General features: G+C 75.0%; 19 protein-coding genes. 16 read left to right on the forward strand and 3 right to left on the reverse strand.

From position 1 onward, the window contains the following. Positions 1 to 644: 644 nt before the first annotated feature. The gene (locus ACLQ14_RS16930; RefSeq protein ID WP_425815160.1) at positions 645 to 1,418 is read right to left on the reverse strand and encodes an SOS response-associated peptidase; all 774 of its coding nucleotides are present in this window, start codon (positions 1,416 to 1,418) and stop codon (positions 645 to 647) included. Positions 1,419 to 1,575: 157 nt separating this feature from the next. On the opposite strand from ACLQ14_RS16930, the gene ACLQ14_RS16935 reads away from it, so the two are divergent. After that, entirely contained in the window at positions 1,576 to 2,940 is a 1,365-nt protein-coding gene (locus ACLQ14_RS16935; protein WP_425815162.1) for a multidrug effflux MFS transporter, read from the forward strand. 37 nt (positions 2,941 to 2,977) lie between these two features. Here the strand turns inward: ACLQ14_RS16935 and ACLQ14_RS16940 are convergent, their stop codons facing one another. Next, positions 2,978 to 3,883, reverse strand: coding sequence for a LysR family transcriptional regulator ArgP (locus ACLQ14_RS16940; RefSeq protein WP_425815164.1), 906 nt, complete (start codon positions 3,881 to 3,883; stop codon positions 2,978 to 2,980). Positions 3,884 to 3,975: 92 nt separating this feature from the next. On the opposite strand from ACLQ14_RS16940, the gene ACLQ14_RS16945 reads away from it, so the two are divergent. Beyond that, positions 3,976 to 4,593: a LysE/ArgO family amino acid transporter gene (locus ACLQ14_RS16945; protein WP_425815166.1), complete on the forward strand. Its 618-nt coding sequence runs from the start codon at positions 3,976 to 3,978 to the stop codon at positions 4,591 to 4,593. A gap of 10 nt (positions 4,594 to 4,603) precedes the next feature. Here the strand turns inward: ACLQ14_RS16945 and ACLQ14_RS16950 are convergent, their stop codons facing one another. Continuing rightward, a complete protein-coding gene (locus tag ACLQ14_RS16950; RefSeq protein ID WP_425815168.1) occupies positions 4,604 to 5,842 on the reverse strand; it encodes a pyridoxal phosphate-dependent aminotransferase in 1,239 nt (412 codons plus the stop codon). Between the two features lie 196 nt (positions 5,843 to 6,038). Between ACLQ14_RS16950 and ACLQ14_RS16955 the strand changes: the two genes are divergently transcribed. The 14 genes from ACLQ14_RS16955 (at position 6,039) to prfB (ending at position 22,165) form a co-directional block, all read left to right on the forward strand. Then, on the forward strand, positions 6,039 to 7,280 hold the full coding sequence (locus tag ACLQ14_RS16955; protein WP_425815170.1) for a S1C family serine protease: 1,242 nt from the start codon (positions 6,039 to 6,041) through the stop codon (positions 7,278 to 7,280). 207 nt (positions 7,281 to 7,487) lie between these two features. Then, a complete protein-coding gene (aroA, locus tag ACLQ14_RS16960) occupies positions 7,488 to 10,652 on the forward strand; it encodes a 3-phosphoshikimate 1-carboxyvinyltransferase (protein WP_425815172.1) in 3,165 nt (1,054 codons plus the stop codon). Further along, the gene (locus tag ACLQ14_RS16965; RefSeq protein WP_425815174.1) at positions 10,649 to 11,836 is read left to right on the forward strand and encodes an acyl-CoA dehydrogenase family protein; all 1,188 of its coding nucleotides are present in this window, start codon (positions 10,649 to 10,651) and stop codon (positions 11,834 to 11,836) included. Before aroA ends, ACLQ14_RS16965 begins: the two co-directional genes overlap by 4 nt. Before the next feature lie 29 nt (positions 11,837 to 11,865). Then, a complete protein-coding gene (locus ACLQ14_RS16970) occupies positions 11,866 to 12,732 on the forward strand; it encodes an SDR family oxidoreductase (protein ID WP_425815176.1) in 867 nt (288 codons plus the stop codon). An 11-nt stretch (positions 12,733 to 12,743) separates the two neighbouring features. Then, positions 12,744 to 15,125 (forward strand): FAD-dependent oxidoreductase, encoded by a 2,382-nt coding sequence (locus ACLQ14_RS16975; protein ID WP_425815178.1) that lies wholly within the window; start codon positions 12,744 to 12,746, stop codon positions 15,123 to 15,125. Between the two features lie 202 nt (positions 15,126 to 15,327). Then, on the forward strand, positions 15,328 to 16,599 hold the full coding sequence (locus tag ACLQ14_RS16980; RefSeq protein ID WP_425815180.1) for a CpaF family protein: 1,272 nt from the start codon (positions 15,328 to 15,330) through the stop codon (positions 16,597 to 16,599). Beyond that, positions 16,599 to 17,456, forward strand: a complete 858-nt coding sequence (locus ACLQ14_RS16985) for a type II secretion system F family protein (protein WP_425815182.1) — start codon at positions 16,599 to 16,601, stop codon at positions 17,454 to 17,456. Before ACLQ14_RS16980 ends, ACLQ14_RS16985 begins: the two co-directional genes overlap by 1 nt. Then, a complete protein-coding gene (locus ACLQ14_RS16990) occupies positions 17,453 to 18,391 on the forward strand; it encodes a type II secretion system F family protein (RefSeq protein WP_425815184.1) in 939 nt (312 codons plus the stop codon). Before ACLQ14_RS16985 ends, ACLQ14_RS16990 begins: the two co-directional genes overlap by 4 nt. Before the next feature lie 111 nt (positions 18,392 to 18,502). After that, entirely contained in the window at positions 18,503 to 18,700 is a 198-nt protein-coding gene (locus ACLQ14_RS16995; protein WP_425815329.1) for a hypothetical protein, read from the forward strand. Then, the gene (locus tag ACLQ14_RS17000; protein WP_425815186.1) at positions 18,697 to 19,110 is read left to right on the forward strand and encodes a TadE/TadG family type IV pilus assembly protein; all 414 of its coding nucleotides are present in this window, start codon (positions 18,697 to 18,699) and stop codon (positions 19,108 to 19,110) included. The genes ACLQ14_RS16995 and ACLQ14_RS17000 overlap by 4 nt, the downstream gene beginning before the upstream one ends. Then, positions 19,107 to 19,604, forward strand: coding sequence for a pilus assembly protein (locus ACLQ14_RS17005; protein WP_425815188.1), 498 nt, complete (start codon positions 19,107 to 19,109; stop codon positions 19,602 to 19,604). Before ACLQ14_RS17000 ends, ACLQ14_RS17005 begins: the two co-directional genes overlap by 4 nt. Further along, on the forward strand, positions 19,604 to 20,059 hold the full coding sequence (locus ACLQ14_RS17010) for a pilus assembly protein TadG-related protein (RefSeq protein ID WP_425815190.1): 456 nt from the start codon (positions 19,604 to 19,606) through the stop codon (positions 20,057 to 20,059). Before ACLQ14_RS17005 ends, ACLQ14_RS17010 begins: the two co-directional genes overlap by 1 nt. A gap of 480 nt (positions 20,060 to 20,539) precedes the next feature. Continuing rightward, positions 20,540 to 20,971, forward strand: a complete 432-nt coding sequence (locus tag ACLQ14_RS17015; RefSeq protein ID WP_425815192.1) for a hypothetical protein — start codon at positions 20,540 to 20,542, stop codon at positions 20,969 to 20,971. Positions 20,972 to 21,049: 78 nt separating this feature from the next. Continuing rightward, on the forward strand, positions 21,050 to 22,165 hold the full coding sequence (gene prfB, locus ACLQ14_RS17020; RefSeq protein WP_425815194.1) for a peptide chain release factor 2: 1,116 nt from the start codon (positions 21,050 to 21,052) through the stop codon (positions 22,163 to 22,165). The last annotated feature ends 35 nt before the right edge of the window (positions 22,166 to 22,200 follow it).

Consider the following 22,200-nt stretch of genomic DNA (forward strand, 5'->3'; position numbering starts at 1 on the left):
CGTTCGAACATGTGTTCGATTCTATGGGAGGAGCGGTCCGTCCCGCAAGCAATGGAGCCCGCCAAATCTCGGCCGTTCAACGCGCGGGCTGGACCTGCAGCGCGCTCACTCCGGCACACGCTCGCCGACCGTTCAGCGCCCGGCGCGAGGAGCGCAGCGGACGTGCGAGCGTGATCGGTGCCTGGGTCGCAGACCCGGTCGCTCGTCGCCCGGCGAGCCCCCGGGCCCACGAGCCAGCGGTTACCTCATGAAGCCCCGCCGCGTTACCGTCGGCAAACCGGACGTCACCGTCGGTGGACCGGACGTCACGGTCGGCGGACCGGACGTCGCTGTCGGCGGACCGGACGTCACCGTCGGCGGACCCGACATCACCGTCAGCGGCCCGAGCCGGTCGTCCGTCAGTGACCCAGGCGCGCAGACAGGAAGGTGCTCTCCGGTGCGTCAGGGTGCCCGTCGCACCACTGCTCGGGCGGGACGTCGCGGCGCACGGCGTCGACGTGCTCGCCGCACCCGGTCCACGTGGTCTTGCCGCAGGTGGGGCAGGTCGCGGGGTGGCACACGGTTCGTCTTCTCCTCGGTGGTCGGCGGGCTGGCCTCGTTCGCGGGACTCTACAGGCGGGCGGTCGGAACCCGCCGACGGGCGGTCACGACGCCTGGCTGACCGGTTCCAGCAGCGCGGGGGAGTCGTTGTTGACGTTGCTCACGAGCGACGACACCTCGCGGAAGCGCAGCGGCTCCGGCGCGGCGCGCAGCAGGGCGGACGCGCCCTCGGCCCCGACCGACGGGTCGAGCCATGCGTCCCACGCCGAACGTGGCAGGACGAGAGGCATGCGGTCGTGGATCGTGGCGAGGTCCTGGCTGGCGGGCATGGTGACGATCGTCACGGACACGAGCCAGCGCCGGGGGTCGTCGGCCGCGCGGCTCGGGTCGCGCCAGAACTCGTACAGGCCCGCGAGGGCGGCGACGTCGTCGTCGGCGGGCGTGATGTAGAACGGCTGCTTGGGCGTGCGGGCCCTCCCCGACGGCGCGGAGCCGGGGGCGGGCTGCAGCTTCTTCCACTCGTAGTAGCCGTCGGCGGGGACCAGGCAGCGCCGGGCGGCGAAGGGCTTCGCGAACGCCGGCTTGTCCGCGAGCGACTCGACGCGGGCGTTGATCATCCGGTTCCCGACGGACGGGTCCTTGGCCCAGCTCGGCACCAGCCCCCACCGGGCGAGTCGGAGCGACCGCGCGGGGGCGGCTTCGGGCTCCCCGCTGCCCGTCTTGGGCGCGCGCTCGACGACGATCCGTACGTCCTGCGTCGGCGCGACGTTCCAGCTCGGGGCGAGCTCGCGCACGGCGGGCTCGACGAGGGCGGCGTCGATCGCGAAGGCGTCGGCGAGGTCCTGGGCCTCTCGGAACGAGGCGTAGCGGCCGCACATGGCTCCATGGTCGGGCACGCCACCGACATCGCGCCGCGGCAGGCGCCGTCCGGCGACGCGGCAGCACGCCGTGTCCGTCCCATCCGCACAGGATCGTCACGCCGAGCCATCGCCCATCCGCTCGGCACGCTCGAAACGATTCGATAGACTGGGTGCCGTGACTCGTGCCGACGACCCCGATGATCCGAACCCCAGCCCCGACCTCACCGCCGCGACGACTCCCGCGGCCCCGGCGCCGCAGGCCTCCGCATCCCGAGCCCCCCGAGCGACCCTCCGCCGCCGTGTCCTGACCGGCCCGCGCACGGGCCCCCGCTCGACCGCCGCCTGGATCATGCTGCTCGGCTCGCTCTCCGCCCTCCCGGCGTTCACGACGGACATGTACCTCCCGGCGCTGCCGGACGTGGCGCGCGACCTGCACACGACCGACGCCGGTGCCCAGATCACGATGTCCGCCATGCTCATCGGCGCCGCCCTCGGCACGCTGGTGATCGGGCCGCTGTCCGACCGCTTCGGTCGCCGCGCCCCCCTGCTCGTCGGCCTCGCCGGGCACGTCGTGACGTCCGTGCTGTCGATCATGGTCCCGAACATCACGCTGCTGATCGTGCTGCGCGTCGTCCAGGGCTTCTTCAACGCGTCGGCGTCCGTGACGAGCATGGCCATCATCCGTGACCGCTTCAGCGGCGCGGAGGCAGCCCGGATGTTCTCCCGGCTGATGCTCGTCATCGGGCTGTCGCCGCTCCTCGCGCCCACGGTCGGGTCGCTCGTCGAGGGTTGGGGGAGCTGGCACGGGATCTTCCTCGTGCTCGCGCTCATGGGGGTCGCGCTCGGGGCGGTCGTCCTGCGCGCGCTCCCGGAGACGCTGCCCGCCGAGCGCCGCGTCACGGGCGGGCTGCCGGCCGCGCTGCGCGGCTACCGGACCCTGGTGCGCGACCGCCGCTTCCTCGCGCTCGCGCTCATCCCGGGCCTGGGCCAGGCCGTCGTCATGAGCTACGTGTCGGGTTCGCCGTTCGTGTTCCAGCAGCACTTCGGGCTGTCGTCGGGCGCGTTCTCGCTGCTCTTCGCGGTGAACGGCCTCGCGCTTGTCGCATCCGCCCAGGTCAACGCGGCGCTCGTGCGCAAGGTGGCGCCCATCCGCCTCCTGCGGACGGCGCTCGTCGTCCAGCTCGTGTTCGCGACCGGCCTCGTGGCGTTCGCCGTCACGGGCGCGGGCGGGCTGCTCGGCGTCCTCGCGGGCCTCTGGCTCGTGCTCGCGATGCAGGGCATGGTCCCCTCCAACGCGTCGGCGCTCGCGCTGACCCGCCACGGGGAGATGGCGGGCACGGCCTCCGCGGTGATCGGCGCGCTCCAGACCGGCATCGCTGGTGTCGTCAGCCCTCTCGTCGGGGTGCTCGGCTCGACCGCCACGGCCATGAGCACGGTCATCGTCGGCGCGATCGCGGTCGCGCTGCTCGTGCTCGCCGTCGCCACGCCCGCGTTCCGTCGCGAGGGCGGCTTCCACGCGGGGGTCCCCGCGTCGTCGTGACCTCGCGCGCCCGACGGCGTCAGCGCGCCCGACGGCGTCAGCCCGCCGGGCGCAGCGCGCGGGCCGCGGTCTCCCGCACGGCCGCGGCCAGGGTGTCGAGCGACGCGGAGCGGACGCGCCACTGCTGCCAGTGCAGCCGGACGTCGTCGGCGCCGGCCGGGTCGAGGACCACGAGGTCGCCCCGCGCGACGAGGTCGTCCGCCTGCTGCTCGGGGAGCATCCCCCAGCCGAGGCCGAGCCGGACGGCCTGCGCGAACGCCGTCGAGCCCGGGACGTGGTGGCGTGGCGGGTCGATCCGGCGCCGCGTCCGACGCCGCAGGTAGCGGTCCTGGAGGTCGTCCTTGCGGTCGTACACGACGACGGGCGCCCCGGCCAGCGCGTCGGGCGCCACGTCGGGCGCCGTCCGGGACCCGAACCAGCGCCGCGCGAAGGCGGGCGAGGCGACCGGCAGGTAGCGCATCGCGCCGAGCGTCGTGACGGTGCAGCCCTGCACCGGGCGTGCCTGGGTCGTGATCGCGGCCATCACCTCGCCGTCGCGCAGCAGCTCGACCGAGTGGTCCTGGTCCTCGCGCCGCACGTCGACAGCCACGCCGTCCCCGAGCCCTGCCAGCGCCGGCACGGCCCACGTGGCGAGCGAGTCCGCGTTCACCGCGACCGGGAGCACGACGCGTCGCGCGGGCGCGTCGTCGCCGGCGAGCGCCGCCTCGGCCTCGGCGACGAGCAGAGCGAGCTGCCGCGCGAGCCGCAGCAGCTCGCGCCCGTCCTCGGTCGCGCTGACGGGCTTGCTGCGCCGGACCAGCACGCGCCCCGCCTGGGCCTCGAGCGCCTTGATCCGCTGGCTCACCGCCGACGGCGTCACGTGCAGCGCGCGGGCGGCCGCGTCGAAGGTGCCGTGGCTCACGACGGCGTCGAGGGCGCGGAGCTGCGCGAGGTCCCAGTCCATGAAGCGATGCTAACGACTGTTCAGAAACCGTCGTGGTGCTTCACGGCTCGACGGCGGCCGCTGCCGGCCGCCGGACGATAGCGTCGTCGTCGATGGACACCTTCGCCGCCGTGCTCTCGGGACTCGCGTTCGGCCTCTCGCTCATCGTGGCGATCGGGGCGCAGAACGCGTTCGTGCTGCGCCAGGGCGTCCGGCGCGAGCACATCGGGACCGTCGTGCTGATCTGTGCCGCGAGCGACACCGCGCTCATCGCGGCGGGCACGGCGGGCCTGGGCAGCGTCGTCGCGCGCTCGGGCACGGCGCTCGAGGTGGTTCGGTGGGTCGGGGCCGCGGTGCTGGTCGGCTACGGGATCCGGTCCGCCCTGAGAGCCCTGCCGCGCCACGACCCCGGCGCCCTGCACCCCGCGGGCGAGCGGCCGCCCGCCGCCCTGCGCGCGACGGTCCTCACGGCGCTCGCCCTCACGTGGCTCAACCCGCACGTCTACCTCGACACGGTGCTCCTGCTCGGCTCGGTCGCCGCCGGCCACGGCGCGCTGCGCTGGGCTTTCGCGGCGGGCGCGTGCGTCGGGAGCTGGCTGTGGTTCACGGGCCTCGGGTACGGCGCGCGCGCCCTCGCGCCCGTTTTCGCGAAGCCCGCCGCGTGGCGCGTGCTCGACGGCGTGATCGCCGTCGTGATGGTGCTGGTCGCGGTGTCGCTGGTCGCCCGCTGAGCCGACCGCGCTACCGGGCGAGCGCCGCGAGCCGCGCGACCGCGTCGCGGAGCACGTCCTCGCGCTTCACGAACGTGAACCGCACCCACGACCGCAGCGCCCGCTCGCTCGGCGAGCCAGCGGCGCAGAACGCCGACACCGGCACCCCCACCACGCCCGCGCGCTCGGGCAGCGTCCGGCACAGCGCGGTGCCATCGTCGAACCCGAGCGGGGCGGCGTCGGCCAGGACGAAGTAGGTGCCCCGGGGACGCACGACGGCGAAGCCCGCCGCCTCCAGCCCCTCGCACAGCAGGTCGCGGCGCGCGGCGAGCGAGGCGGCGAGCTCGCGGGGGTAGGCGTCGTCGGCGAGGGCCGTGGCGATGGCGGGCTGGAACGGCGAGCCCGACACGTAGGTGAGGAACTGCTTGACCGTCCGGACCGCCGTCACGAGCGGTGCGGGCCCGGTGACCCAGCCGATCTTCCAGCCCGTGAGCGAGAACGTCTTGCCCGACGACGACACCGTGAGCGTGCGCTCTGCCATGCCCGGGAGGGTGGCGAGGGGGACGTGACGTGCGCCGTCGAAGGTCAGGTGCTCGTAGACCTCGTCCGTCACGACGACGGCGTCCGCCTCGCGGGCCACCGCGGCGACGGCCTCGAGCTCGGCGCGCGTGAGGACCGTGCCCGTCGGGTTGTGGGGCGTGTTCAGCAGGATCAGGCGCGTGCGCGGGGTGACGGCGGCGCGCAGCGCGTCGGCGTCGAGGCGGAACCCGTCGGGCCCGGGGAGCAGCGGGACGGTGACGTGCCGCGCGCCGGCGAGCGCGATGCCGGCTGCGTATGCGTCGTAGAACGGCTCGAGCGTCACGACGTCGTCGCCGGGCCCCGCGAGCGCGAGGAGCGCGGCGGCGACCGCCTCGGTCGCGCCCGTGGTCACGAGGACCTCGGTCTCCGGGTCGAGCTCGAGGCCGTAGTGACGCGCCTGGTGGGCCGCGACCGCCTCCCGCAGCGCGGGGATGCCCGGCCCCGGCGGGTACTGGTTGGCGCCGTGCTCGGCGTCGGGCGCGATGGCGTCGGCGGCGGCACGCCGGATCCACGACGGCCCGTCGACGTCCGGGAAGCCCTGGCCCAGGTTGAGAGCGCCCGTGCGGACGGCCAGGGCGCTCATCTCCGCGAAGACCGTCGACGCGACGGCGCCGTCGGGAGCGAGCAGCCCGGTCGCGCGCGCGACGTCGCGCCAGCGGCCGGGCGGGAGTGACAGCGGGTCCGACGGCATGGCGGCAGCGTACCCAGCCGCCCCGACGACGTCGCCGGCGCGGGGCCGCACTCCGGCTCTCGGGCAGCACCCAGGTTCCCAGGGTGGCTGGAGCGGACTCACAGGCGGCGCTGGGCGACGGCCGACGTCGGACCCACGTGCGAGGCGTGGTCTAGGACCCGAGGCGCCACCCGGTGCCGCGATCCGAGGAGGAACGATGACCACCGAGCACGACAACGAGCAGCAGGACGAGCGCACGCCCGACGCCCTCGGGCCGGTCCCGCCGTCGGCCGCGGCACCCGCCCCGCCCTTCGCTCCGCCGGCGCTGCCCGCGAGCGACGCGCCGGTCCCGCCCGCGCCTACGGCGCCCCCCGAGGACCAGGCCGGCCCGTCGGCGACCCCGCAGCACCCTCGGCAGTCCCGGCGGGTCCTCGCCGGCTCGGTCGCGGGTGCCCTCGTCGTCGGCGCGCTCGGCGGGGCCGGCGTGACGGCGCTCGTCGGCGGCGGGCAGTCCGCCCAGGCGGCGGGCGGCTCGTCCGTCGGCACCGGGCTCGGCGGCCCGGGGACCGGCGTCGCGCCCGGCCAGGGGACCGACGGCTCGGGCGAGAGCGGCTCGAGCGACGGCGGCTCGGTCGGGGAAGCACCGTCGGACGGCACCGGCGGGTCGGACGGCACCGGCCAGGCGCCGTCAGGCATGCCGGGAGGCGGCGGGGCGGCGTCCGGCGGGGCGTCGGGCACCGCGTCCGGCACCTCGACCGCGCTCGAGCAGACGACGGCGACGTCGTCCGAGGCTGCGGGCGTCGTGGTGGTCGAGGCGATCCTCGACGGCGGGCGCGCGGAGTCGGCAGGCACCGGCATCGTCCTGACCTCGGACGGCGAGGTGCTGACCAACGCGCACGTGGTCGAGGGGGCGAGCGAGGTGCGCGTCGTCGACGCGGCGACCGGAAAGTCGTACACGGCGACGGTCACCGCGAGCTCGACGACGCACGACGTCGCGGTCCTCCAGCTCTCCGGGGCGTCCGGCCTCACCACGGCGACGCTCGACACCGACGACGACCTCACCGTCGGCGACGACGTCACCGCGGTCGGGAACTCGGGCGGCACGGGAGTCCTGCGCGCCGCGGACGGCACGGTCGCGGCCCTCGACCAGACCATCACGACGGCCTCGGAGTACGGCGAGAGCGGCGAGACCCTGACCGGCGTCATCGCGGTCGACGCCGACGTGGTCTCGGGCGACTCGGGTGGCGCGCTGCTCGACTCGGACGGTGAGGTCGTCGGCATGACGACCGCCGCGACGAGCGGGACGGCCGACGTGGAGGGCTACGCGATCGACATCGAGGACGCGCTCACGGTCGTCCACGAGATCCTCGGCGAGGCGTCCACCGGCGTGTCCGACACGTCGTTCGTGGTGCTCCCGGGGGGCGAGCTGGTGACCCTGGGACGGCACGACGAGTCCTGATCGTCCCCCGACACGCGTCCGCCTGACGGCCAACCTACGGTGCCGAAGCCTACGGAGGGGTAACCTCCGGTGAGCCAGGCTGGACGTGCGACGACGCCGCGCCAGACCTCCACGACGGACGACGGGACGCGTGCCCGCCCGTCCGCCGCGCGTCCGACGCGGGCCGCCCGTCACGTCCGCACCACGTGGGAGCGGAGGGTGTCGACGATGCAGCTACGGGTCGCAGGGACGGGCGACGCGGTGGTGGGGGAGCTCGAGGTCCCGGTGTCCAAGTACCACGCGCACCGGGCGCTGGTGCTGGCGTCGCTGGCGCCGGGGCGGAGCGTCGTGACGGGGGTGTCAGGCACGCGTCAGGTCGAGTGGACGACGGGGGTGCTGCGCGCGCTCGGGACGCGGATCGAGATCGTCGGCGACGACTACGTCGTCGACGGCGGCCCGTACTCGACGAAGGGGGCGGGGGACCTCGTGGACCACGGGTCGCGGGCCGCGGACGGCGTCCTCGACGTCGGGTCGTCGGGGACGACCCTCTACTTCCTGACGGGGCTCGCCTCGCTCGCCGACAGGCCCGTGACGCTCACGGGCATGAAGTACTTCCGGCGCCGGCCCATCAAGGCGCTCCTCGACGCGCTGCGCGAGCTGGGCGTCGAGCTCGAGTCCGACGCCGACCGGCCGCCCATCACGGTCCAGCCGCGCCGCCCGCGCGGCGGCGAGGCGCACATCGCGGGCACGCTGTCGCAGTGGCTGTCGGGCCTGCTGCTCCTCGCGCCGTTCGCCGAGCGGGACACGACCATCCACGTCACCGGCGGCACGCTCAACGAGCGGCCGTACGTCGAGCTGACGGTCCGGATGATGCGCCACTTCGGCCTCGTCGTGGAGCCGGACGACGACTGGCTGACCTTCCGCGTCCCCGCGAACCAGACGGCGACGCCCGCGCGCTACGAGCTGCCGCCGGACATCGGGTCTGCAGCGTTCGGCATCGCGGCGGCCGCCGCCCACCCGTCCGACGTGCTGCTGCGCGGCCTCCGCGCCACGCGCGCCGCCGACACCGACCACCCCGAGGCCGACTTCCTCGACCTCGCCGCCGCCATGGGCGTGCCGTTCGAGCGCGACCTGGCGACGGGGTTCGTGCGGGTCCGGCACGACGGCTCCCCGCTGCGACCCGTCGACGTCGACTGCGGGCCCATCCCCGACCTGCTGCCGGTGCTGTCCGCGATGGCGTCGTTCGCCGAGGGCACGAGCCGGTTCCGCAACGCCGGCCACGTGCGGCTCAAGGAGTCGGACCGGGTCGGGGCCATGCTCCAGCTCGGCCGGCTCGGCGCGGACGCCGGCCTCGTGCGCGGCGACGAGCTGCACGTGACCGGCGGGCGCCGGCTGCGGGGCGCGCCGCTCTCGTCGTTCAACGACCACCGCGTGCTCATGGCGCTCTCGGTCGCCGCGACGCGCGCGGAGGGCGTCTCGACGCTGACCTACCCGCACGCGTACCGCATCTCCTACCCCGAGTTCCTCGAGGCCATGACGTCCGTCGGGCTCGACCTGTCCGTCGTCGACAGCGCGCAGGCCGCGTCCGAGGTGGAGGACTGGGCCCCCGTCGCGGCGACGGACGACGTGTCGGAGGCCGAGGCGGGCGCGCTCGGCGCACCGGCCGGGTCCGACGACGGCGCACTCGTCCTGCCCGACCGCGTGCGGGAGCTCGCGCGCACCCGGCCGGAGGCGACCGCCGTCGTCGAGGTCGGGCCGGACGGGCCCGTGGCGACGACGTGGCGCGAGCTGCAGGACGAGGCCGACCGCGTCGCGGCGCTGCTCCTCGACCTCGGCGTCACCCGCGGCGAGCCCGTCGCCCTCCAGCTGCCCAACTGGCGCGAGTTCGTGGCGATCGCGCTGGGGGTCATGCAGGTCGGGGGCGTCGTGACGCCGATCATGCCCGTGTTCGGGCCGCGCGAGACGTCGATGACACTCCAGCGGTCCCGCGCCCGGGTGGTCTTCCTCCCGACGTCGTACCGCCGGCGCCGGCCCCCGCTCGAGCTGCTCGAGGCGGCGGGGGAGGCGCGCGCTGCCGGGCGGCCCGTGTCCGTCGAGCACGTCGTGGTCCTGCGCACCGAGGCGCGGCGCGCCCCGGGCGCGCGGGTCGGCGAGCCGCCGCTGCCCGTCGAGGCGGCGGAGTCGCGCCAGGCCCAGGAGTGGACGTGGCGCTACTACCACGCGGCGCTCACGTCGGTGGGCGAGGGCGCGGCAGCCCGGGTCGAGGCGGAGGGTCGCGTCGTCGGGCCCGACGACGGCTGCCAGCTCCTGTTCACGTCGGGGACCACGGGCGAGCCCAAGGGCGTCCAGCACCGGCACCGCACGCTCGCGCGGGCGACGTCGATGGAGGTCGCGCACCTCGGGCTGGGGGACGGCGACCGGGTCTACGTGCCCTCGCCGCTCGCCCACCAGACGGGGTTCCTCTACGGGATGCTGCTCGCGTGGCGGCTCGGCGTGGCCGCCGTCATCCAGCCCGACTGGGACGCGCAGGTGGCGCTCGACCAGGTCTTCGGCGCCCGCCCGGACGCCGGGCGCGCCACGTTCGTGCAGGCCGCGACCCCGTTCCTCACGGACCTGGTCGCCGCCGTCGAGGCGGGCGCGCCCCAGCCCTCGACCCTGCGGGTCTTCGTGCCCACGGGTGCCGCCGTGCCGCGCGCCCTCGCCCGGCGGGCCAGCGAGGTCCTCGGGTCGGCGATGCTCGGGGCCTTCGGCACCACCGAGACCTGCCTCGGCACCCTGGCCGCGCCCGGCGACCGTCCCGAGGACGCCTGGGGCACCGACGGTCGCCCGCTGCCCGGGATCCGGATCCGGATCGTCGACGACGAGGGCCGCGAGCTCCCTGCCGGCGCCGACGGGAACTACGAGCTGCACTCGCCGACGATGTTCGACGGCTACCTCGACCGGCCGGACCTCACGGCCGACGTGTTCACCGCCGACGGCTGGTACCGGACGGGCGACCTCGCGCACGTCGACGAGCACGGGTTCCTGCACATCACGGGCCGTGTCAAGGACGTCATCAACCGCGGCGGCGAGAAGGTGCCCGTCGTCGAGGTCGAGAACCTCCTGTACCAGCACCCGCTCGTCGCGGACGTCGCGATCGTCGCGATGCCCGACGCGCGGCTCGGCGAGCGCGCCTGCGCCTTCGTCGTGCCCGCGAGGCCGGGCGAGCGGCTCGGCTTCGCGTCGATGCAGAAGTATCTCGAGGCGGCCGGCCTGTCGAAGTACTACTGGCCGGAGCGGCTGGAGGTCGTCGACGTCCTGCCGCGCAACGCCGTCGGGAAGATCCAGAAGAACGTCCTGCGCGAGCGCGCCTCCGCGCTCGTCGACGCCGACACCGAAGGAGGACGCGCGTGAGCGCCGTCGTCGAGAAGCCCCCCGCCCCACCGGCCTTCGACGAGGCCGCGTTCGCGGCCCTCAAGGCCGAGGTCGCCGCCTGGGTCGCCGGCCCCGGGGAGGAGTGGTCCGAGCGGATCGAGGCGACGGGCGACGTGCCGCCCGAGCTGTTCGCCGAGCTGCGCGACCGCGGGTACCTCTCGCTCGCGGCGCCGCCCGAGCTCGGGGGCCGGGGCATCCCGTTCCCGCGCTACCTCGAGCTCATGGAGGTCGTGTCGCGGTCGCACGCGTCGATCCGGATGCTCGTGCACGTGATCAACGGGACCTGGCGCGCCATGGCCCCGTACGCGACGCCGCAGCAGCTCGAGGAGGTCGTCAAGCCGTCCGTGGCGGGCGAGAAGCTCGTCGCGTTCACGCTGACCGAGCCGACCGCCGGGACCGGCGCGGACATCCGCACGACCGTCCGGCGCGAGGGCGACACGTACTACCTCAGCGGCGAGAAGCACCTCATCACGTTCGGGGTGAGGTGCGACTACTGGCTGCTCGCGGCGCGGCTCGAGGGCACGCGCGGGCACGAGGGCACGGTCGCGCTGCTCGTGCCCAACACCGGCCTGCCGGGCGCGGAGGTCGTCGACGACTCCGACACCATGGGCGTGCGCGGCACCGACCACGCGATCCTGCGCTTCCACGACGTCCCGGTGCCGGTGTCCGCGCGGCTCGGCGACGAGGGCCAGGGGCTCGAGGTCGCGCTCGGCGGCTTCCTGCTCCCGTCGCGCGTGTCGGTCGCGATGAGCTGCGTCGGGCTCGCCGAGCGTGCCCAGGAGCTCGCGATCGAGTACGCGGACCGCCGCGAGACGTTCGGCAAGAAGCTGCGGGAGCGGCAGGCCGTGCAGTTCTACCTCGCGGAGAACTACGCGGACATCGCCGCCGCGCGGGCGCTCGTCCTCGAGGCGGCTCGCGCCTACGAGGCGGACGCGCCCGACGCCGGCGCGCTGTCCAGCGCGTCCAAGATGGTCGCCGTCGACATGCTCGCCCGCGTGACCGACAGGGCCCTGCAGATCCATGGCGGCCAGGGCTACTGGCACCGCAACGCCATCGAGCGCGTGTACCGCGACGCGCGGGCGCAGCGGTTCGAGGAGGGCACGAACGAGATCCAGAAGCTCGTCGTCGCCCGCGCCGTCCTCGACGGCACCGCCGGCTTCTGACCCGTCACCACCCGAGGAGAACACCAGGCATGACCACCCCGAACCCGGCGCCCGTCGCCGTCGTCACCGGTGCGTCCCGCGGCATCGGCAAGGTGCTCGCGCTCAAGCTGGCGCAGCGCGGCGTCGACGTCGTCGTCAACTACAAGACCAACGAGGACCTCGCCGAGAAGACGCTCGCCGAGGTGCGCGCGGCGGGCGCCGACGGCCTCGCAGTCCGGGCCGACATGGAGTCGCCGGAGGACATCGACGCCCTGTTCGAGGCCGTTCGCGAACGCTACGGCCGCCTCGACCACTTCGTCGCGAACGCGGCGGCGTCGGCGTTCAAGCCGGTCGCGGCCCTCAAGCTGCACCACCTCGACCGCAGCTACGCGATGAACGTCCGGTCGTTCGTCCTCGGCGCGCAGCGCGCCGCGGAGCTGATGACGGGCGGCGGGCGGATCGTGTACGTGTCGAGCTACGGCTCGCTGCGCGCGTTCCCGACGTACGCCGCGCTCGGCGCCGCCAAGGCCATGGCCGAGTCCTACGTCACCTACATGGCCACCGAGTACGGGCCCCGCGGCATCACGGTCAACGCGGTCAACGGCGGGCTCATCGACACCGACTCGCTCGAGTACTTCTACGAGCGCGTCCCCGGCATGGCGCCCGTCGAGACGGTCCTCGAGAAGCTCCCGCTCCAGCGCCCCGGCACCGCCGAGGACATGGCCGACGCCGTCGACTTCTTCCTGTCCGACAAGGCTGGGTACATCACCGGCCAGGTGCTGTCCGTCGACGGCGGGCTCACGGTCATCGCGCCGCCCTTCTGGTCCGACACGACCGGCGACCTGCGTGCCTCGGTGTTCGGCGCCGACGACGCGCTCGACGCGCACGAGGCCGGCCGGACCGACGCCGTCGAGTGAGCGGCCGGCCCATGGCGCCCGACCCGCTCGCCCGCACGCGGAGCCCCTGGCGGCTCGGGAGCCTCGAGCTGCCGCACCGCGTCGTCCTCGGCTCCATGCACACGGGGCTCGAGGCTGCGGGCGCGGTCCCGCCCGGCGCGTGGTCGGCCGTGCCCGACGCCGCCGGGCTGGCCGCGTTCTACCGCGAGCGCGTCGACGGCGGAGCGGCGCTCGTCGTCACGGGCGGGCTCGCGGTCGACGGGCCCGGGCGCGGGGGAGCGGACTACGCCGTGCTCACCGACCCGGCCACCCGGGCGGCGCTCGCGGAGGTGACCGCCGCCGTCCACGACGCCGGCGGGCGCATCGCCGCGCAGCTGTTCCACGCGGGGCGGTACGCGCTGCTCGACGGGGTCGTGGGCGCGGACGGCGGCCCCGAGCAGGCGGTCGCGCCGTCGCCCGTGCCCTGGCGCGCGGCCCGCGGCGCCGTGCCGCGCGAGCTCACGCACGCCGGGGTGCTGGCCGTCGTCCGGCACTTCGCCGCAGCCGCGCGCGCAGCCGTGGAGGCCGGCTTCGACGCCGTCGAGGTCATGGCCTCCGAGGGATACCTGGTCAACCAGTTCTGCTCGCCCCTGACGAACCTGCGCGAGGACGCCTGGGGAGGCGACGACGTCCGGCGCCGGGCCTTCCCGCTCGCCGTCGTGCAGGCCGTGCGCGACGCCGTCGGGCCGGAGGTGCCCGTGCTCGTGCGGGTCTCCGGCGACGACCTCATGCCGGGATCGTCGAGCGCGGCCGAGGTCGCCGCGCTGGTCCACGAGCTCGTCGGGACCGACGACGCGCCGCTCGCCGACGCCGTGAACGTCGGCGTCGGCTGGCACGAGTCGCGCGTCCCCACCGTCCAGTCCGCCGTCCCGCACGGCGCCTGGATCCCCGTCGCCGAACGCGTCGCCGCCGCCGTCCGGTCCAGCGGGCGCCCCGGCGTGCCCGTCATCGCCAGCAACAGGTTCACCGACCTGCGCGACGTCGAGGACGTCCTCGCCCGCGGCACCGTCGACGCCGTCGCCCTCGCCCGGCCGTTCCTCGCCGACCCCGCCATCGTCGCCAAGTCGCTCGTGGGCCGGTTCGACCTCGTCACCACGTGCCTCGGGTGCGACCAGGCGTGCATCGACCGGTCGCTCGTCGGGGAGCGCGTCTCGTGCCTCGTGAACCCGCGCGCCGGGCGGGAGGTGGAGCTGCCGCTGCCTCGCGTTCGATCGTGGTCCGGTCGGGCGTCGGCGTCGGGTTCGCGCGCGGCCGGAGATCCTTCGCGCCGTCTTCCATCCGGCCCCTCGTCCCTCGGGGCCTCCCGCCAGACCCTCCACGACGGCGCGAAGGATCCCCGGCCGCCCGCTCGTGCCGACGTCGCCTTGGGTGCCACGTCCGCGCGCGACCGTCCGCGTGGTTCCGGCCGTGCGTCCGTGGTCTCGGCCTCTCGGGGTGTCGCCGTCGTCGGGGGCGGGCCCGCCGGGCTGGCCGCAGCGGTCGACCTCGCGCGGCGCGGGAGGCCTGTGACGCTGTTCGAGGCGCGGGACGTGCTCGGGGGGCAGCTCGAGCTCGCGGCGCGCGTGCCCGGCAAGGAGGACTACGCCGCCGCGGTGGCGGGGCTCGCGGCCGAGCTCGCGGAACTCGGGGCCGAGGTGCGGGTGGGGGAGCGGGCTCGGGCGTCCGACGTCGTGGGGTTCGACGGGGTGGTCGTCGCGACCGGGGTGCGGCCGCGCCGGCTCGACCCCGGGCCCGGCGGGCTGCCGGGCGCCGACCTGCCGCACGTCGTCGACTACGAGACCGCCCTCCGCCAGGGGGTGCCCGACGGGTCCGTCGCGATCGTCGGAGGCGGCGGGGTCGGCGTGGACGTCGCCACGTTCCTCGTCGAGGAGCACGACGAGGCAGCCCGGGCGGCGCGGTTCGGCGAACGGTTCGGGGTCGAGGTCGACCGCGGCCTTCCGGGTCGCGCCGCCGCCCAACGGTGGGCCGCTCCCGAGCCCGCACGCTTTCCGGTGACGTCCCCGCGGCCGGGCGGGTCGGTGACCGTGCTGCGCCGCTCGGGCAAGATCGGCGCCGGCGTCGGTGCCACGGCGCGCTGGGTGGTCGTCGGCGCGCTCCGTCATGCGGGCGTACAGATGGTGACCGGTGTCATGTACACGAAGATCCGGCCCGGGGTCCTCGAGGTCGTGGACGCCGACGGCGCGGCCCGCGAGGTCCCCGCCGACACCGTGATCGTGTGCGCGGGCCAGGAGCCCGTGGACGGCCTCGCGGGCGAGCTGGACCGGCTCGGGATCGCGTGCGTCGTCGTCGGCGGGGCGCGGGACGCCCGGACGCTCGACGCCGTCCGCGCCACGCGCGAGGGGCTCGAGGCCTCTCGCGCGCTGCTTCCCGCCTGACCTCGACCGGAACCGCACCCCGACCGGAACGCGTCCCACATCGTGGAACAGTGTGGACCTGGAACGGTATCCCCTGGCAACCTCGGCGCCGCACCTGTCTTATCCACAGGCGCCGGACGCGGGACGGCCTGACCCCGCTACCGTGACCGGACCACGCGACGGCGTGTGGTCGGGACGGCCGGGGGGCCGGAAAGGGGGACGGGTGAACGGCGCCGACATCCTCGAGCGCGAGGTCCGTGAGCTCGTGCGCAGGCGGGGCATCGACCCCACGCGCGACGCCGCGGCCGCCCGCCAGCTCGTCGCCGACGCGCTCGGCGACTACGACGCGCGCACCGCCCAGGGTGTGGTGCCGCCGCTGGCCGACCCGAAGGCGGTCGCGCAGCAGGTGCTCGACGCCGTCGCCGGCTTCGGTCCGCTCCAGCCGTACCTCGACGACCCGGAGGTCGAGGAGGTCTGGGTCAACGGCCCCGCGCAGGTGTTCGTCGCCCGGCGCGGCGAGCCGGAGCTCACCACGACGATCCTCAGCCACGAGCAGCTGCGCGACCTCGTCGAGCGGATGCTCGCCTCGAGCGGCCGCCGCCTGGACCTGTCCAGCCCCTTCGTCGACGCGAGCCTCCCCGGGGGCGAGCGGCTGCACGTCGTCATCCCCGACGTCACGCGCACCGAGATGGCAGTGAACATCCGCAAGCACGTGCTGCGCGCGTCGCACCTGGCCGACCTCGTGGGGCTGGGCTCGCTCACCGGGCAGGCGGCGTCGTTCCTCGACGCGACCGTCCGTGCGGGCCTGAACGTGCTCGTGTCCGGGGCCACCCAGGCCGGCAAGACGACCATGCTCAACGCGCTCGCGGGCTCGGTGCCCGCGACGCAGCGCGTCATCACGTGCGAGGAGGTCTTCGAGCTGCGGATCGCGGCGCGTGACCTCGTCGCGATGCAGTGCCGACAGCCGAGCCTCGAGGGGACCGGTGAGATCACCCTGCGCCGCCTCGTCAAGGAGGCGCTGCGCATGCGTCCCGACCGCATCGTGATCGGCGAGGTCCGGGAGGCCGAGGCGTTCGACCTGCTGATCGCGCTCAACTCGGGGATCCCCGGCATGTGCACGCTGCACGCCAGCTCGGCGCGTGAGGCGATCGGCAAGATGACGGCCCTGCCGCTGCTGGCCGGCGAGAACGTGTCCGACCGCTTCGTGCTCCCCACCGTCGCGTCCTCGGTCGACGTCGTCGTGCACCTCGGCGTCGCGCCCGACGGGCGCCGCCAGGTCCGCGAGATCGTCGGCGTGCCCGGCCGGGTCGAGCAGGGCGTCGTCGAGACGTCGACGATCTTTCATCGCGTCGGCGGCGGCCGGAACGGCGGCGAGCTGGTGCGGGGCGACGGCGTCCCGCCCGCGCTCGACCGTTACGAGCGGGTGGGGGTCGACGTCCTCGCTCTGCTTGCCGACCCCCACAGGCTCGCGGGCACGTACGGCGGGGAGCGCTGATGGGCGTCGTGGTGGGGCTGCTGCTCGGCGCGGGCCTGTGCTCGGTGTGGACCGCGTGGTGGGCGCCGACGACGCGTACCCGCCGGGTCGACGGCTGGTCCGCACGGACGCAGGACCTGCTCGTCCAGGCGGGCGCCACGGGCGTCACGCCCGGCGGGCTCGTGGGGGCGAGCGCCGTGGTGGCTGTGGTCGTCGCGCTCCTGGGCCTGGCCTTCACGCGATCGGGGGTCATCAGCCTGGCGTTCGCGCTGCTCGCGGCCGGGATCCCCGCCATGCTCGTGCGGTCGCGGGCCCGACGCCGCCGGGTCGCGCTGCGCGAGGTCTGGCCCGAGGTGGTGGACAACCTGGCGTCGGGCGTCCGCGCCGGCCTGTCGCTGCCGGAGGCCGTGGCCCAGCTCGGCGAGCGCGGGCCCGTCGAGCTCCGGCCGCAGTTCCGCGCGTTCGCGACCGACTTCCGAGCGTCGGGCCGCTTCTCCGCCTGCCTCGACGCGCTGAAGGCGCGGCTCGCCGACCCCGTGGGCGACCGGATCGTCGAGGCGCTGCGCATGACGCGCGACGTCGGCGGCACCGACCTTGGGCGTCTGCTCCGCACCCTGTCCACGTTCCTGCGCGAGGACGCGCGGACCCGCGGCGAGCTGGAGGCGCGGCAGTCGTGGACGGTCAACGCCGCGCGGCTCGCCGTCGCGGGTCCGTGGGTCGTGCTGGCGCTGCTCGCGACCCGGCCGGAGACGGCGCGGGCCTACGACTCCGTGGCCGGCGTCGCCGTGCTGGGGCTGGGCGCCCTGTGCTGCGCGTTCGCCTACCGGCTCATGATCCGGATCGGGCGCCTGCCCGAGGAGACGCGGGTGCTGCGATGACGGCCCACCTCGCCGGCTGGGGCGCCGTCGCGGGCGCGGCGTTCGCGCTCGGCCTGCTGCTCGTCGTCGCCCGCCTGCGCGCGCGCCGCACCACGCTCGTGGAGCGGGTCGCGCCGTGGCTCCGCGCGCCGTCGGCCGAGTCGGCGCTCCTCGCGGCCGCCCCGGTGCGGACGCCGTTCGGGGCGCTCGAGCGACTGGCCGCGCCGTGGCTCGACGACGTCGGCCGCGCGTTCGAGCGGTTCGGGTCGTCGCGGGCCGAGCTCGCGCGCCGGCTCCTGCGCGCGGGGCGCGCCGAGTCCGTCGAGCAGTACCGGGCGCGGCAGGTCGTCTTCGGCGTCGTCGGGCTCGCCGTCGGCCTGGCGCTCGCGGTGCTGCTGCTCGTCGCGCGCGGCGCGTCCGTGGTCCCGCTCTTCGCGCTCGTCGCGCTGTGCGGCGTCGCCGGCGCGCTCGTGTGCGACTACCTGCTCGGCCGCGAGGTCGCGGCGCGGGAGGAGCGGATCCTCGCCGAGTTCCCCACGGTCGCCGAGCTCCTCGCGCTTGCGGTGACGGCGGGGGAGTCGCCGGTCGGCGCGCTGGACCGGGTCCGCCGGACGGCGCACGGCGCGCTCGCCGAGGAGCTCGGCGTCGCGCTCGCGGCGGTGCGTTCCGGCACGTCGCTCGTGCGGGCGCTCGAGCAGCTCGCCGACCGCATCGCCCTCCCGGCCGTCACCCGGTTCGCCGACGGCGTCTCGGTCGCGGTCGAGCGCGGCACCCCGCTCGCGGACGTGCTCCGCGCGCAGGCGCAGGACGTCCGGGAGGCGGGCCGCCGCGCGCTCATGGAGACGGGCGGCAAGAAGGAGGTCGCCATGATGATCCCGGTGGTGTTCCTCGTGCTCCCGGTGACTGTCGTGTTCGCGGTCTTCCCCAGTCTCGTCACGCTCCGCATCGGGCTGTGACGTCGTGATCCTCGTTCGCTCGACCGCCCCGCGCGTCGACCACCAGCCGCAACACCGGAGGTAGCAGTGAAGAAGCCGCTGATCGATCTCGTGAGCCGGAGTGCTCACGTCCTGGCGGGAACCGTCGTGCACCGTCTGCGCGCGGGGCTCGCGCGCCGTGCGGGCGACGACCGCGAGCGCGGCGACGTGCCGGGCTGGGTGCTCGTCACGCTGATGACCGCAGGTCTCGTCATCGCCCTCTGGGCGATCGCGGGCCCCGCCCTCACCTCGACGTTCAGCAACGCGATCAACAGCGTCAAGGGCCCGTGAGCCGGGGCGCGCCGCGTGCGGGTGGCGCGCCGCCGCGAGGCGCGGAGGACGGGTCGGCCGTCGTCGACTTCGTCCTGGTGTCGGTGCTCCTCGTCGTGCTGTTCCTGGGTGTCGTGCAGGTCGCGCTCGCCCAGCACGTGCGGTCGATGCTCGTCGACAGCGCGGCGGAGGGCGCCCGCTACGGCGCCCGGGCCGACCGCGGGCCGGACGACGCCGTCCGGCGCACGCGAGAGCTCGTCACCGCGGACCTGTCGTCCCGGTACGCGCGCGACGTGACGGCCCGCTACACGACCCGCGACGGCGTCGACGTCGTCGAGGTCTCGGTCGAGGCGCCCCTGCCCGTCGTGGGGCTGCTCGGCCCCGGAGGCGTGATCGACGTCGTCGGGCACGCCGTCCGGGAGCCTCGGTGAGGGCGCCGGACCTTCGACGCAAGCCCGCGCCACGGCCCGCCGGGGCCGGCCGGCACGCGTCGGAGCGGGGGAGCGCTCTCGTCGAGTTCCTGGGCGCGAGCCTCGTGCTGCTCGTTCCGCTCGTGTACCTCGTCCTCACGGTCGGCCGGGTCCAGGCCGCGTCGTTCGCGGCGGAGTCGGCGGCCAGCGGCGCGGCCCGGGTGTTCGTGATGGCGCCGGGTCAGGGGACCGGCGCGGCGCTCGCGGTGGACGCGACGCGGCTCGCGTTCGAGGACCAGCACGTCCCCCTCGACGACGCCGCGGGCGCGGTCGCGCTGTCGTGCCTCGGAGGCCCGTGCGGCGCGTCGGGCACCGCGGTGGTCGCGCACGTGCGGGTGGAGGTCGCGCTCCCGATGGTGCCGGCGTTCGTGCGGGCGCACGTCCCGCTCGCGGTTCCGGTCGAGGCGAGCGCGCACGGCACGTTCCCCCGCTACGCGGACCTGTCGGGGTGGTGATGAGGCGCACGGAGGACCGGGAGTCCGGTCAGGTCATGCTGCTCACGATCGGCGTCGTCGTCCTGGCGCTGGGGCTCATCCTCGCCGTGGCGTCGGCGTCCTCGGTGCACCTCGAGCGCAAGCGCCTGTACGACGCCGCCGACCAGATCGCGCTCGACGCCGCCGACCGCCTGGACCGCGGCGCCTACTTCGCCAGCCAGGGGGGTGGCGCCGCGCCGGCGCTCGTGCTCTCCGACGCCGACGTCCAGGACGCGGTCACCGCCGTGCTCGGCGACTCGCCAGAGCTCGTGGCCGGCTACCAGGAGGTCCGCGTGGTGAGCGCGTCCACCCCCGACGGTCGCACCGCGGAGGTCGTGCTGCGCGCCCGCGTCCGGCCGGCGCTGCTCACGTGGGCGACGGCCGGGTTCTCGGGCGGGGTCGTCGTCACCGCGGACGCCCGCGCGCGAGCCGACTGAGCGTCGACGGGGAGATCGGGCGCGCAGCGTCGTCGAGCAAGAACGTCCTCCGCCGACCAAGCAGCGATCACCCGCTTGCTCGACGTCGGATCCGCTTGCTCGGCGCTGACCGACCCGAGCCCCCGACCCGCCTGCCCGAGCCAGGGCGCACCACCTGACCACAGCGGGCCAACCGGGAAATCCGTGAGGGCAGCATGTGAACGCGGTGTTAACTTGGTGGTGGCATCCCGTTCGAGGGTGCGGCCCGACGTCGGCGTTCCGACCTCGTTGGCCCCGCAGTTCACCGGGCCAGTGCCGCCGCACCGCGCCGGATGGTCGCACCGTCGCGCGGCCCGCACCTCGTCCAGAAGAGCTGTCCCCCAGACCTGACGCCGTGGCGCGACCGCGTCGGGTCGTGCGGTCCCTCGTGGCGTCGGATGCCGGCGGTGACGCTGACGAGACAGACGAGAACAGACGCAGCTGATGAAGGAGCCCGTTGCCATGAAGAAGACCGCTCTGGTCGCCCTGCCCCTCGCCGCCCTGATCGGGTTCGGCGCGGCGGCCTGCAGCTCGGACGACGACTCGTCGTCGTCCGCCACCACCACCAGCGCCGCGGCGGCGACCGGCGCTGCGACCCAGCGCCCTGCCGACGTCGCGGCGCAGAAGCTCGCCGACGCGATCAACGAGAAGTTCCCGGACGCGAAGGCGACGCCGTACCACGGGCAGATCAGCCTGACGGTCGCCAAGGGCCAGGACGACGTGGTCGCGTTCGTCGAGACGCAGACCGGCATGACGGCGGCGGTCAAGAAGCAGATCGCGGACGCGGGCGACGCCGCGTCGTCGGTCACGTACGACAACTGGCTCGTCAACGTGACCCCCGACGGCAAGGGTGGGGCCCAGTGGCGCATCGTCTCGATCGCGCCGAGCAGCTGACGGACTCCTGTGGCAGCCCGACGGGCCGTCTCCCCCCATGGGGAGGCGGCCCGTCGCCGTCGCGTAGGGTAGAACCTCGTGGCGACCATCGACTTCCCGGCTGAGATCAAGGCCCTCCGTAGCACTCTCGAGTCGATCGAGTCGGTGAGCGACCCGGCCGCGCTGGAGAAGAAGGTCGCGCAGCTGTCGGAGGAGGCCGCCGCCCCGGACCTGTGGGACGACCCCGACGCGGCGCAGAAGGTCACGACGGCCCTCTCGCAGACGCAGGCCGAGCTGGACCGGGTCACGAACATGGCGAGCCGCATCGACGACCTCGAGACCCTGGTCGAGATGGGGACCGAGGACGGGGGAGACGCGGAGACCCTCGCCGAGGCGGAGCGCGAGCTCGCGGGCATCCGCAAGGACCTCGACCTGCTCGAGGTGCGCACCCTCCTGAACGGCGAGTACGACGCGCGCGAGGCCGTCGTCACGATCCGCTCCGGCGCGGGCGGCGTCGACGCCGCGGACTTCGCCGAGATGCTCCTGCGTATGTACCTGCGGTGGGCGGAGCGTCACGGCTACACGACGCACGTGCTCGACACGTCCTACGCCGAGGAGGCCGGCCTCAAGTCGGCGACGTTCGAGGTGAAGGCGCCGTACGCGTTCGGGAACCTCTCGGTCGAGGCGGGCACGCACCGCCTGGTCCGCATCTCGCCGTTCGACAACCAAGGCCGGCGCCAGACGTCGTTCGCGGCGGTCGAGGTCATCCCTCTGATCGAGCAGACGGACAGCATCGAGATCCCCGAGTCGGAGATCAAGGTCGACGTGTTCCGCTCGTCGGGCCCGGGCGGGCAGTCGGTGAACACGACGGACTCGGCCGTCCGCATGACGCACATCCCCACCGGGATCGTCGTGTCGATGCAGAACGAGAAGTCGCAGATCCAGAACCGCGCCGCCGCGCTCCGCGTGCTCCAGTCGCGCCTGCTGCTGGTCCGCCAGCAGGAGGAGGCGGCGAAGAAGAAGGAGCTCGCGGGCGACATCAAGGCGAGCTGGGGCGACCAGATGCGCTCCTACGTCCTCCAGCCGTACCAGATGGTCAAGGACCTGCGCACGGAGCACGAGGTCGGCAACCCGTCGGCCGTGTTCGACGGCGACATCGACGACTTCATCGAGGCCGGGATCCGCTGGCGCCGTGGCGCGGCGCAGGCGTCCTGACCCCGCCCCCCTCCCTCTCCCCGGCGCCTTCGAGC

It is taken from the genome of Luteimicrobium sp. DT211, from assembly GCF_049844995.1.
Classification (GTDB): Bacteria; Actinomycetota; Actinomycetes; order Actinomycetales; family Cellulomonadaceae; genus Luteimicrobium.

Bases quoted from the DNA above. Each gene is read 5' to 3' on its own strand.
- ACLQ14_RS16930 (WP_425815160.1), bottom strand. From the start codon at position 1,418: ATGTGCGGCCGCTACGCCTCGTTCCGAGAGGCCCAGGACCTCGCCGAC.
- ACLQ14_RS16940 (WP_425815164.1), bottom strand. From the start codon at position 3,883: ATGGACTGGGACCTCGCGCAGCTCCGCGCCCTCGACGCCGTCGTGAGC.
- ACLQ14_RS16945 (WP_425815166.1), top strand. From the start codon at position 3,976: ATGGACACCTTCGCCGCCGTGCTCTCGGGACTCGCGTTCGGCCTCTCG.
- ACLQ14_RS16950 (WP_425815168.1), bottom strand. From the start codon at position 5,842: ATGCCGTCGGACCCGCTGTCACTCCCGCCCGGCCGCTGGCGCGACGTC.
- ACLQ14_RS16955 (WP_425815170.1), top strand. From the start codon at position 6,039: ATGACCACCGAGCACGACAACGAGCAGCAGGACGAGCGCACGCCCGAC.
- aroA (WP_425815172.1), top strand. From the start codon at position 7,488: ATGCAGCTACGGGTCGCAGGGACGGGCGACGCGGTGGTGGGGGAGCTC.
- ACLQ14_RS16970 (WP_425815176.1), top strand. From the start codon at position 11,866: ATGACCACCCCGAACCCGGCGCCCGTCGCCGTCGTCACCGGTGCGTCC.
- ACLQ14_RS16975 (WP_425815178.1), top strand. From the start codon at position 12,744: ATGGCGCCCGACCCGCTCGCCCGCACGCGGAGCCCCTGGCGGCTCGGG.
- ACLQ14_RS16985 (WP_425815182.1), top strand. From the start codon at position 16,599: ATGGGCGTCGTGGTGGGGCTGCTGCTCGGCGCGGGCCTGTGCTCGGTG.
- ACLQ14_RS16990 (WP_425815184.1), top strand. From the start codon at position 17,453: ATGACGGCCCACCTCGCCGGCTGGGGCGCCGTCGCGGGCGCGGCGTTC.
- ACLQ14_RS17010 (WP_425815190.1), top strand. From the start codon at position 19,604: ATGAGGCGCACGGAGGACCGGGAGTCCGGTCAGGTCATGCTGCTCACG.
- ACLQ14_RS17015 (WP_425815192.1), top strand. From the start codon at position 20,540: ATGAAGAAGACCGCTCTGGTCGCCCTGCCCCTCGCCGCCCTGATCGGG.